The sequence below is a fragment of the Pseudolysinimonas sp. genome, from assembly GCF_057350545.1.
Genome location: NZ_JBMRCP010000068.1, coordinates 1 through 10,312, shown reverse-complemented (window position 1 = coordinate 10,312; position 10,312 = coordinate 1). Strand labels below are relative to the sequence as shown.

The window sequence follows — 10,312 nt, the reverse complement described above, 5'->3', positions numbered from 1 at the left end:
GGCCCGGGTCGCGCGACGCGACTCGTGCTGCAGCACCGACCCGAGGCCGTCACGGCCGCCGGTCGCGTGCAGGCCTGGGTCATCGGATCGGGACAGGATGCGTCGAAGCGCGACGAGCTCGCGAGGCTGCTGCTCGAGACAGCGCTCGAGGACGGCAGTCCGACAGTGCTCGACGCCGGGGGCCTCGACCTCCGCGCGCGTGCGACCGGACCGGTCGTGGTGACCCCGCACGCGGGGGAGCTCGCACGACTGCTCGGGGTCGAGAAGGATGAGGTGCTCGCCGACCGCGAGTCCGCGGCCCGACGCGCGGCCGACGACCTCGACGCGACCGTGCTGCTCAAGGGCGCCGAGACCCTCGTCGTCGCGCCCGGCGGCGACACGCTCCGGGTGCGGAACGCGACGCCGTGGCTCGCGACCGCGGGGGCCGGGGATGCCCTCGCCGGCGTGCTGGGAGCGCTCGTCGCGACGAACCACGCCGCGATCGACGGTCACGCCGCCCTCGCGCCCCTCGCCGCCGCGGCCGCGTGGATCCACGGCGAGGCGGCCCGTCGGGCCTCGAGCGGCGGTCCGTTCACGATCCTCGACCTCTGCGCGCAGCTTCCCGGTGTCGTGGCCGAGCTCGCCGACGAGCCCCGCCGCGCAACGCTCGACGGCCGCTAACATGAGCGCATGAAGGTGTTCGCGTTCCTCGTCTCGCTCGCCCTGTTCGTCGGCGGACTGGCGCTGTTCGGCTACGCATTCGCCTTCCCCGAGGGCTGGATGATCTGGGGCTTCGGCGCCGGCATCCTCGCGGTGGCGGCGTCGCTCATGATCCCGTTCCATCTGCTCGAGCGGCTCGACTGATCCGATCCTCCGCGGCCCACGGCTCCGAATCCCCGCCGTGAGCACGCGATCCGCTACCGCCACCGCGTACGTCGCGGCGCATCCCGACGTCGTCTTCGCGCGCCTCCGCGAGCACGATCCGTCGCGTTTCTATCCGCGCTGGGGCGTGCTGCCCGCCGTCGTCGACGTGCGCGACCAGTCCGGCTCGTGGGATGCGGCGGGGCGCACCCGCACCCTCGTGCTCTCCGACGGCGGCACCGTCGTCGAGACGCTCACGTCGGCGCAGGCGCCGCTCTTCGCGTACGACCTGTCCCGGTTCACCGGGCTCTTCGGGCGTCTCGTGGCGGGCGGACGCTCCGAGTGGCGCGTCGGAGCGGACGGCGAGGGATCATCGATCGCGTGGACCTACTCCTTCACGTCGCTCCCCGGCCGCGGCCCGATCGTCGCGGCCGTCGTGCGCGTCGCGTGGGGGCCCTACATGCGTCGGGTCCTGCCGCGCATCGCGGGCTGGACGGCCGTCGGCCGCTAGGCGGCCGACTCGAGCACGCGGCCGCCGAACGAGCGCACGCGGGCCGCGAGCCCCGCCGAGCGCGCGGCGATCATGTCGGAGGCGGCCGGCATCCCGTCGTAGGTCGAGGTCGGCGCGATGCGGATGAGCAGCGAGCACGCGAGGTCGGCGCAGATGTAGGTGCCGACGGAGTTGCCGGCGCGACCCGCGTCTCCCGCGCGGACGGCGCTGAACATCGTGACCTGGCCGGCCGGCTGCGGGGTATTGCAGAGCGAGCAGATCGCCGACCCGGGACGCAGCCGCACCTCGGAGGCGCGCAGGGCGATGCCGATCGGCCGCTCGCCGCTCCAATAGACGAGATACCCGCGCAGCGGTGAACCGGGGTCGCGCCAGCCGAGGTACTCGCGGTCGGCCCAGACGACTTCATGCAGCCCCGGGAGAGGCATCCGCTGCGCCTCGCCGGGGGCCGCGTTGACGAGGGAGCCGCGGATGTCGGCCTCGGTCATCACCTTCATGATCGATCCAGCCTACGCTCCGTCGCGTCGCCGGTTCCCGGTAGCTTGGGCGTCATGGCCGTGAAGCTCCCCCGGGCGCTGCGGCCGTTCCGCACGGCGCAGTACCGCATTCTGACCGGTGCGCTCGTGGTGTCGCTGCTGGGTGCCGGGACCTGGATCGTGGCCCTCGTCTTCGAGGTGAAGGCCCTCGGCGGATCGCCGAGCGACCTCTCGTTCGTCGCCGCACTCAACGCGCTCGGGCTCATCGCCGCAGTGCTCGTCGCCGGCGCGATCGCCGACCGCATCCCGCAGAAGCGCATCCTCGTCGCCGTCGAGGCGACGAAGGTGCTCGGCTTCGGCACGGCCGCCGTGCTCGGTCTCACCGGCGTCGTCGAGGTCTGGCACCTCGCCGTGATCTCGTTCGTGCTCGGCGCCGTCGACGGCTTCTTCTATCCCGCCTATTCGGCACTCCTGCCGTCGATCCTGTCCGCCGACGACCTGCTGCCGGCGAACGGTATCGAGGGGATGCTGCGCCCGACGATCGTGTCGGCCGCCGGCCCGCTGCTCGCGAGCGCGGTCATCGTGATCGCGTCGCCCGCGATGGCGTTCCTCGTCGTGGCGGTGCTGCAGCTCGGAGCGGCCGCGGCGCTGCTCGCGCTGCGCACGACGCCGGTGCGACGCGACTTCTCCGGCGCGTCGGGGCGGCATCCGATCACCGACGTGCTCGTCGACATCCGCGACGGCGTGCGGTACATGGTGCGCACGCCGTGGCTGCTCGGCACGCTCCTCTTCGCGTCGCTCTGGGTGCTCGTCGTCATCGGGCCGCTCGAGGTGCTGCTGCCGTTCGCGGTGACCGCGCAGACGGGCGGCGGTGCGGAGTCGTACGCGCTCGTGCTCGCCGCCTACGGTGTCGGCGGCGCGGTCGCGGCCATCGTCGTCGCCTCGTTCCGACTGCCGCGGCGCTACCTCACGGTGATGAACCTCGCGTGGGGTCTCGGCACGATCCCCCTCGCGGTGATGGGACTCACCGACCAGCTGTGGCTCATGACGGCGGCGGGGCTCGTCATCGGCGTCGCGTTCGCGTGGGGGCAGGTCATCTGGGGCACGCTCCTGCAGCGCCGGGTGCCCTCGGAGATGCTCGGGCGGGTGTCGAGCCTCGACTTCTTCGTGTCGCTCGCGTTCATGCCCATCTCGATGGCGATCGCCGGTCCGGTCGGCGAGCTGATCGGCTTCGGGCCGACGTTCCTCGTCGCAGGGTTGGTGCCGATCGTCCTCGCGGTCGTCGTGCTCGTCGTCTTCCGGATGGGGCGTGACGAGGTCGCGCATCCTCTCGACGTCTCACCGGGCGAGGTGCTCGCGGAGGGCCACGCAGACGAGGCGGGGGAGCGATCCGGGGGGTAGCCCCCTGGTCGCACCCGACGGGCACTTGCACGATGGAGTCATGAGCGAACTCCGTCGACCCCGCACCGGCCGCGTCCTCGCGGGCGTGTGCGCCGCCCTCGCCCGCCGCTTCGGGTGGGACGTCACCCTCGTGCGCGTGCTCGCCGTCGTCTCGCTGCTGCTCCCGGGTCCGCAGCTGATCTTCTACGTCATCGCGTGGATCGTGATCCCGAACGAGGTCGAGACGGTCACCGTCGCATCGGCGCCCCCGGCATCCGGTCAGCCCAGCGCAGGCTGATCCCCAGCGGCGCTTCAGCAGCCGTTCAGACGGGGAATCTATCGTCACTGACATGGGATTCCTCGACAGGCTCTTCGGAGCGGACGAGCAGGAGGCCGCCCCCGCGGCCCCGCAGCGTCGCCGTCCGCCGACCGAAGACGAGCGTGCCGTCGAGCGCTACCGGTACCTCCTCCGCACCGCCCCGCCCGAGACGATCGAGCAGGTGCATGCCGAGGCGTTCTCGCGCCTCAGTGAGGCGCAGCGAGCCCAGGTCTACGAGGAGCTCAGCAGGGGCTCCGGCACCGGCGAACGACCGCTGTCGAGCGAGCCGGCCACCCTCGCCCGTGCGGCGACCCGCAAAGAGATGCGCGAGCCCGGCTCGCTCGAGCGCAGCCTCGGCGGCCCGAGCTTCGGGCAGATGCTGGGGGCCTCGCTGCTCGGCACGGTCGCCGGCTACGTCGTCGGCTCGGCGCTCGTCAGCGCGTTCCTGCCGTGGGACGGCGGGTACGGCGGTTCGGAAGCCGGCGATGCGTCGGGTGATAACGCTGACGCGTCGGTGGATGCCGGCGGCGACTACGGGTCGGACTTCGGCGGCGACTTCGGCGGCGGAGACTTCGGCTTCTAGACCGATCTTCTAGACCGACGTACGCGAACGCGCTGCGTCCACCGTGACGGTGGACCCCCATCGCTGCGGCCACCGGCCGAGCAGCAGGATCGCGACTCCGAGGCATGCGGCCCCCGCGATCGCGAGGCCTAGACCGAGGAAGTACTCGATCACGAGGAACGTCGGCGCGAAGGTGAGCGCCGCCGCCACGACGACGACCCAGATCGGCGGCGTCGGCCCCGCTTCGATCGGCTGCTCCCAACGGCCCACGACGAGCGAGAGCGCGAACAGCACGCCGAGCACGAGCAGGTAGACCAGGATGCGCGACCACCACCAGGCGGGCGACGAGGGCTCGGGGCTGGCGCCGGGGATGAGCAGTCCGACCCCTGCGACGATGATGATGACCGGCAGGTGCCACAGGTAGATCGTCATGAGCCGGGTGCCGACGAGGAACACCACGGCGCGTGCGGGATGGGTCGACATGAGCATCGCGAGAGCCGGCCGCAGCAGGCGCAGGAGGCACGCCTGGGCGAGTCCGAGCAGCACGAGCGGGAGCGTCGGCGGGTTGAGCATGTCGAGCAGGTCGGTGTTATACGGCCCGACGAACGTGAGCGCGGCGAGGGCGGCGTAGCACGCGACGACGATGGCGACGAGCTGCCACCACCGCCGACGCGTGAACCACCCGTCGGCGTACCAGAAGCCCAGCTGCTGCACGAGCAGCCAGACGAAGAACATGTTGAGGTAGCCGACCTGCTTCACGTCGAAGCCGAAGCGGACGGCATCCACGAGGATCACGCCGAGCAGCAGCACCCCGAGCGTCGGCCAGGCCGCGCGTTCGTGGAGCCGCACCATGACGGGGATGAGGGTCTGGCAGAGCGTGTACGCCGCGATGAACCAGAGCGGGGCTCCCGCGCCCACGACGACGGTCGCGACGAGTTCGGGGGCGATCGCGAGCAGCGTCGCGCCGCCGATGACGACGACGTAGAACAGGAAGAGCGGCAGTGCCGGCTGCGCGAGCCGCAGCACGCGGGTCTTCACGTAGTCGGCCGCCGTGCCGCCGCGCCGCACCGTGGACCGCCACGCCGTGATGCTCGCGAACCCGCCGACGACGAAGAACAGCGGCATGATCTGCCCGATCCACGTCGCCGCGTCGAACCAGGCCTGCTCCTCGAGCGGGCGGGAGATGATCAGCCCGCCGTCGGCATCCCGACCGACCCCGATGAAGAGCAGGTGGATGACGACCACGAGCAGCACGCAGAAGACGCGCGCGAGGTCGAGCGTGAGGTCGCGCTTCGAGAGGTCGAGCGACGACACCGCCGAGGTGTCGTGAGGGATCGTCGAGGGTGTCCGCTTCGCCACCGCCCCACTCTAGGGGCGGGTCGCGACGGCACCCGTCAGGCGGCGAGCACGATCCGCGCGGCGTCCATGATGTCGCGCGACTGTCCGACCTCGACCGACGTGTTGTAGACCGGGCCGCGCAGGCTCACGTACACGGGGCCGGCCTCGACGACATAGCCGGCGACCTCGCCGTCGGCCGCCACGCGGTAGACACCGGTGATCGCGGTGGTCACTTCCATCATCATCGCGGAGCCCTCCATCGTCGTCAGCTTCGGGCTGACACCATCACAACATCCGGAAACGGAGTGCCCAAGACCTTGACGAGAGAGTTCACCCAGTCTTAAGGGTTCTGCGGGGATGACCAGGGTTCTGCCAGGACTCGTCCAGAGAGTCGGGTCACCATGGAACACGGCCGTCGCGCCATCCGTCATCCATCCCGGGATGGCCCCGACCGAAAGTCACTTCTTCCCTCATGCAGGTATTTCTCCGCCGTGCTCTCGCGGTGACCGCGGCAGGCGCATGCCTGACGGCCGCGGGCGCCTTCGGGGTTCCCGCCGCTGTCGCGGCCATCAACCAGGCGAATCTCGAAGCCACCGCCCAGTCTTTCGAGGTCTCCACGACGTGGGCGTCCGCCGTCGAAGCCGTCGAGCCGGAGCGCGACCGCTTTGCGATCACCGAGTTCACACTCGTGCAGTGGCCGCTCGTCGAGGGCACGACCGTGTCGTCGTTCTTCGGCTTCCGCTCCTGTGAGGGGTGCTCGTCGATGCATTCCGGTATCGACTTCACGCCCGGCGCGGGCGTTCCGATCGAGGCGATCGCCGACGGTACCGTCGTCGGCTCGTCGGTCGCCGACGGCTCGTGGGGCACCCACGTGACGATCGAGCATGTCGTCGACGGCGTCGTGTTCCGCAGCTCGTATGCCCACATGCAGTCGGGCTCGATGCCGCTCTCGCTGGGCGACACGGTCGAGCGCGGCCAGGTGATCGGCAGGGTCGGCAACACGGGCCAGAGCATGGGCGCGCATCTGCACTTCACGATCCAGACCGAGTCGGGCACGTTCATCAACCCGCTGCCCTGGTTGAACGAGCACGTCAACATCTCGCACGCCGAATGACCTCGGTGGTCGAGTAGCGGGTTGAGGAGCGCCGCCGTCAGGCGACGCGTCTCGAAACCAGCGTGTCGAGACCCCGTACCCTGGCCTCCGTGCCCGTCGAGCTGCGTCCCTACGTCCCCGCCGACCTCCCGGCTCTCGTGGAGATCAACGACGCCGCGCATCCCGCGGTGCCGATCACCCCGGCCGAGGAGCTCGCCGAACTCATCGCGATGAGCCGTCTCACCCTCGTCGCCGACGACGGCGAGCCCGCGGGCTTCGTGATCGCCCTCGCCCCCGGGCTGACGTACGCGAGCGAGAACTACACCTGGTTCAGCGCGCGGTCGGCCGACTTCCTCTACGTCGACCGCATCGTGCTGGCCGCTCGCCTGCAGGGTCGGGGCGTCGGGCCACGCCTCTACACGGCCGTCGAGGAGGCGGCCCGTGCCGACGGCGCCTCGGAGATCACGTGCGAGGTGAACGTGCGTCCGGCCAACCCCGGGTCGCTCGCCTTCCACGCGCGGAACGGTTTCGTGGAGGTCGGACGACAGCAGACGAAGGGCGGCTCGACCGAGGTCGCGCTCTTCGCCCGATCCGTGGGTTAGCCGCCGCGTCGTGGCTGCGCCGCCCGGGGTAGGGTGGCGCCATGACCGGTGGACCGACCGTTTCGATCGTCATCCCGGCGTACAACGAGGAGCGGGCGATCCGCACCTGCGTCGTCGCGGCGCTCGAGCAGACGAAGCCCGCCCACGAGATCATCGTCGTGAACAACCGCTCGACCGACAAGACCGCCGCGATGCTCGACGCGCTGAAGACCGAGTTCCCGGATGCTCCCCTCATCGTGGTCGACGAGCCGCAGCAGGGCATCATCCCGGCGCGTAACCGCGGCTTCGAGGTCGCGACGGGCGAGGTGATCGGACGCATCGACGCCGACTCGATCCTCGAGCCCGAATGGGTCGAGGCCGTGCAGAAGACGTTCAGCGATCCCACGGTGGGGGCGGCGACGGGTCCCGTCATCTACTACGACATGCCCCTACGTCGATGGGGCGCTCGTGCCGACGACCAGTTGCGCAAGGCGATGCTCAAGCTCACGCGCGACTACCACTTCCTGCTCGGCTGCAACATGGCGCTGCGCAAGTCGGCGTGGGAGGACATCCGCGACCACGTGTGCGCCGACGAGGCCGACGAGATGCACGAAGACCTCGACCTGAGCATCCATCTCTTCGAGCGCGGCCACACCGTCGCCTACAGCTCCGACATCGTCTCCGGGATGTCGGCACGCCGACTCGACTCCAACCCCAAGGCCTACTACCGCTACGTCGGACGGTGGGAACGCACCTACGACAACCACCACATCCTGAACCCCGCCCTCCGCGCCCCGATGGTCGTCTTCTCGGCGATCTACCCGCTCGGCAAGATGCTGCGCAAGCAGCACCTGAAGACCCTCAAAGACGGCGGCATCGGCCCCTCGGCCTGGGCCGGGTAGAGGTTCGTCGAGGGTTTTGTCGGGTTAGTTGCACATTGCTCCGTCTTCCGGAGTGAATCTGCAACTGCGGCGACGTTCAGGCGGCGAACCGCCCCAGGAAGACCGTGAACACGGCGACCGCGGCGATCACGACGATGAGGATGCCGACGAGCGTTCCGGCGAACACGAGCACCCGCACGTGGGCGCGCTGCTGCGCGGGCGTACGAGGACGCGAGCGGAACAGATCCCTGAGGGCCACGGAGGGTCACGCTATGCCCGCGCGACCGGCGGGCGCCTCCCCGTCTTCGGGGTTCAGCCCCTCAGCGATCGTTCAGCCGGCTCAGAACTTGCGCGTGAACGGCATCGGCTTGCGCATCCGGATGAGCAGCAGCAGCGGGATGAGCACGTACGGCAGGTTGAACGCGAGGAACTTCGCGGGGTTCTGCGTCTGGAACTCCGCCTCGCCGAAGAACTCGACACCGAACACGATGATGCCCGTGATGGAGGCGATCATCGTCGCGTAGATCACGGCGGGGAGCTGGATGCGGTTCCACCCCTTGATGAGCGACGGCACGAGCACGAGGTAGAACGCGAGGTAGACGAACGCCGAGAGGCCGGTGACGATACGCATCCACACCGGCGGGTTCATGAACAGCGGATCGGCGTCGTGCGCGTACCAGTAGTTCGAGTCGACGAGGAAGGTGCCGTTCGGCTGCGTGAAGTCGACACCGAGGGTCGGCAGCATGTCGGCGATGCACGACGTCACGATGAAGATCGTGAACATCACGGCGAAGAAGATGTCGATGGGGCGCTGACGCAGGGGCAGATTCGAGACGGCGGTGTCACTCACGCCGCCAGTGTAGGGCTCGGGAGAAGAGCAGCGGATGCCGCTAGGCTCGATCTCGAACACGGGAGTCCGGTATGCCGGGCTGAGAGGAAGCGACCAAAGCTTCGACCGTCGAACCTGATCCGGATCATGCCGGCGCAGGGAGGCATTCTCAGGACGAACAGTCCGCCCGTGCCCCTTCACCGATCGAAAGGGCACGTACAGTGCAACGCAACATCCTTCTCGCCGCGCTCGCGGCATCCACCGTTCTTCTCGCCGGGTGCGCCGCGCCCGGCGCCGACGACGAGGTCACGCTCGTGCTCGTGACGCACGACTCGTTCGCGCTCAGCGAGGGCACGCTCGAGCAGTTCACCGACGAGACCGGTATTCGCGTCGATGTGCAGTCGGGCGGCGACGCCGGCGAACTCGTCAACAAGCTCGTGCTCACCGCCGACTCGCCGCTCGGCGACGTCGTGTTCGGCATCGACAACACGTTCGCCTCCCGGGCGGCGGGCAACGGCGTGCTCGAGGAGTACGTGTCCGGCGACCTCACCGAGGCCGAGGATGCCTACCTCCTGCCCGAAGGCTCCGGCGGGCGGTACCTCACCCCGATCGACTCGGGGGATGTCTGCGTCAACGTCGACCACGCATGGTTCGAGGAGGCGGGCATCCCGGAGCCTAAGACGCTCGACGACCTCATCGACCCGACGTACGAGGGTCTGCTCGTGGTCGAGGCGGCGAACTCGAGCTCGCCCGGGCTCGCGTTCCTGCTCGCGACGATCGCCGCCTACGGCGAGGACGGCTGGCACGACTACTGGTCGGCGCTCGTCGACAACCAGGTGAGGGTGGCCGCCTCGTGGAGCGACGCGTACTACGTCGACTTCACCGGCGCGGCGGAGGACGGCGACAGGCCGCTCGTCGTGTCGTACGCGTCGTCGCCGCCCGTGACGGAGCCTCCCGGGTCGACCGGCGTGCTGCTCGACACGTGCTTCCGTCAGACCGAGTACGCGGGCGTGATCGCGGGCACCGAGCATCCCGCCGAGGCGCGGCAGCTCGTCGACTTCCTGTTCTCGCCCGTCGTGCAGAACGACATCCCCGAGAACATGTACGTCTTCCCGGTGAACTCGGCCGCCGAGCTGCCGGAGACGTGGGCGGAGTACGCCGAGGTCGCCGAGAACCCGTACGAGCTCGACCCGGCCGAGATCGACGCGAACCGCGAGGCGTGGATCGCGGCCTGGGCGGCGATCGCGACCCCGTGATCCGCGAGGCGAGCGCGGCGCGCGCGGCGGGGTGGATCCTCGCCGCAGCGCTGCCGCTCGCCTTCGTCGCGGTGTTCTTCGCGTGGCCGGTGGCGTCGATCGTCGGGCGGGGGCTGTTTCCCGGCGGCGTGCTCGACGTGGGCGGCATCGCCGAGGTGCTGAGCCGGCCGCGCACGCAGCGGGTGATCGGCTTCACGGTCGGGCTCGCGGCGGCGGCGACGGCGATCACCCTCGTGCTCGGGATGCCGG

15 protein-coding genes and 1 pseudogene are annotated in these 10,312 nt (G+C 70.0%); 11 read left to right on the top strand and 5 right to left on the bottom strand.

Annotated features, from left to right (window positions below):
- The 3 genes from ACO1X9_RS09855 to ACO1X9_RS09845 all read left to right on the top strand — a co-directional run.
- On the top strand, window positions 1-660 hold a 660-nt coding region (locus ACO1X9_RS09855), incomplete at its 5' end, for an ADP-dependent NAD(P)H-hydrate dehydratase (protein ID WP_486350657.1).
- Window positions 661-669: 9 nt separating this feature from the next.
- Window positions 670-843 (top strand): hypothetical protein, encoded by a 174-nt coding sequence (locus tag ACO1X9_RS09850; protein ID WP_486350656.1) that lies wholly within the window; start codon window positions 670-672, stop codon window positions 841-843.
- A 37-nt stretch (window positions 844-880) separates the two neighbouring features.
- A complete protein-coding gene (locus ACO1X9_RS09845; protein ID WP_486350655.1) occupies window positions 881-1,351 on the top strand; it encodes an SRPBCC family protein in 471 nt (156 codons plus the stop codon).
- Here ACO1X9_RS09845 and ACO1X9_RS09840 read toward each other — a convergent pair.
- The gene (locus ACO1X9_RS09840; RefSeq protein WP_486350654.1) at window positions 1,348-1,845 is read right to left on the bottom strand and encodes an FBP domain-containing protein; all 498 of its coding nucleotides are present in this window, start codon (window positions 1,843-1,845) and stop codon (window positions 1,348-1,350) included. The two genes, ACO1X9_RS09845 and ACO1X9_RS09840, sit on opposite strands and share 4 nt — an antisense overlap.
- Before the next feature lie 54 nt (window positions 1,846-1,899).
- On the opposite strand from ACO1X9_RS09840, the gene ACO1X9_RS09835 reads away from it, so the two are divergent.
- Genes ACO1X9_RS09835 through ACO1X9_RS09825 form a run of 3 tightly spaced genes read left to right on the top strand, consistent with a single transcriptional unit; the run spans window position 1,900 to window position 4,106 of the window.
- Window positions 1,900-3,225 carry an MFS transporter gene (locus ACO1X9_RS09835; RefSeq protein ID WP_486350653.1) on the top strand — a complete coding sequence of 442 codons (1,326 nt, stop codon included), beginning with the start codon at window positions 1,900-1,902 and terminating at the stop codon, window positions 3,223-3,225.
- 40 nt (window positions 3,226-3,265) lie between these two features.
- Window positions 3,266-3,502 carry a PspC domain-containing protein gene (locus ACO1X9_RS09830; protein WP_486350652.1) on the top strand — a complete coding sequence of 79 codons (237 nt, stop codon included), beginning with the start codon at window positions 3,266-3,268 and terminating at the stop codon, window positions 3,500-3,502.
- A 52-nt stretch (window positions 3,503-3,554) separates the two neighbouring features.
- Complete coding sequence (locus tag ACO1X9_RS09825) at window positions 3,555-4,106, top strand: hypothetical protein (protein WP_486350651.1); 552 nt, start codon at window positions 3,555-3,557, stop codon at window positions 4,104-4,106.
- 9 nt (window positions 4,107-4,115) lie between these two features.
- On the opposite strand, the gene ACO1X9_RS09820 is transcribed toward ACO1X9_RS09825, so the two are convergent.
- Window positions 4,116-5,444: an acyltransferase family protein gene (locus ACO1X9_RS09820; RefSeq protein WP_486350650.1), complete on the bottom strand. Its 1,329-nt coding sequence runs from the start codon at window positions 5,442-5,444 to the stop codon at window positions 4,116-4,118.
- Between the two features lie 35 nt (window positions 5,445-5,479).
- A complete protein-coding gene (locus tag ACO1X9_RS09815; RefSeq protein WP_486350649.1) occupies window positions 5,480-5,683 on the bottom strand; it encodes a hypothetical protein in 204 nt (67 codons plus the stop codon).
- A gap of 242 nt (window positions 5,684-5,925) precedes the next feature.
- Between ACO1X9_RS09815 and ACO1X9_RS09810 the strand changes: the two genes are divergently transcribed.
- From ACO1X9_RS09810 to ACO1X9_RS09800, 3 genes are all read left to right on the top strand, one after another.
- Window positions 5,926-6,537, top strand: coding sequence for a M23 family metallopeptidase (locus ACO1X9_RS09810; protein ID WP_486350648.1), 612 nt, complete (start codon window positions 5,926-5,928; stop codon window positions 6,535-6,537).
- Between the two features lie 89 nt (window positions 6,538-6,626).
- The gene (locus ACO1X9_RS09805) at window positions 6,627-7,118 is read left to right on the top strand and encodes a GNAT family N-acetyltransferase (protein WP_486350647.1); all 492 of its coding nucleotides are present in this window, start codon (window positions 6,627-6,629) and stop codon (window positions 7,116-7,118) included.
- 41 nt (window positions 7,119-7,159) lie between these two features.
- Window positions 7,160-7,999, top strand: a complete 840-nt coding sequence (locus ACO1X9_RS09800) for a glycosyltransferase family 2 protein (protein WP_486350646.1) — start codon at window positions 7,160-7,162, stop codon at window positions 7,997-7,999.
- Window positions 8,000-8,075: 76 nt separating this feature from the next.
- Here ACO1X9_RS09800 and ACO1X9_RS09795 read toward each other — a convergent pair whose 3' ends face one another.
- The gene (locus ACO1X9_RS09795) at window positions 8,076-8,237 is read right to left on the bottom strand and encodes a hypothetical protein (protein WP_486350645.1); all 162 of its coding nucleotides are present in this window, start codon (window positions 8,235-8,237) and stop codon (window positions 8,076-8,078) included.
- 81 nt (window positions 8,238-8,318) lie between these two features.
- Complete coding sequence (locus tag ACO1X9_RS09790; RefSeq protein WP_486350644.1) at window positions 8,319-8,828, bottom strand: EXPERA domain-containing protein; 510 nt, start codon at window positions 8,826-8,828, stop codon at window positions 8,319-8,321.
- A gap of 200 nt (window positions 8,829-9,028) precedes the next feature.
- Between ACO1X9_RS09790 and ACO1X9_RS09785 the strand changes: the two genes are divergently transcribed.
- Window positions 9,029-10,063: a thiamine ABC transporter substrate-binding protein gene (locus tag ACO1X9_RS09785; protein WP_486350643.1), complete on the top strand. Its 1,035-nt coding sequence runs from the start codon at window positions 9,029-9,031 to the stop codon at window positions 10,061-10,063.
- Window positions 10,027-10,312, top strand: a pseudogene (locus tag ACO1X9_RS09780) (iron ABC transporter permease); the annotation flags it as partial. The gene ACO1X9_RS09785 and the pseudogene ACO1X9_RS09780, both read left to right, overlap by 37 nt.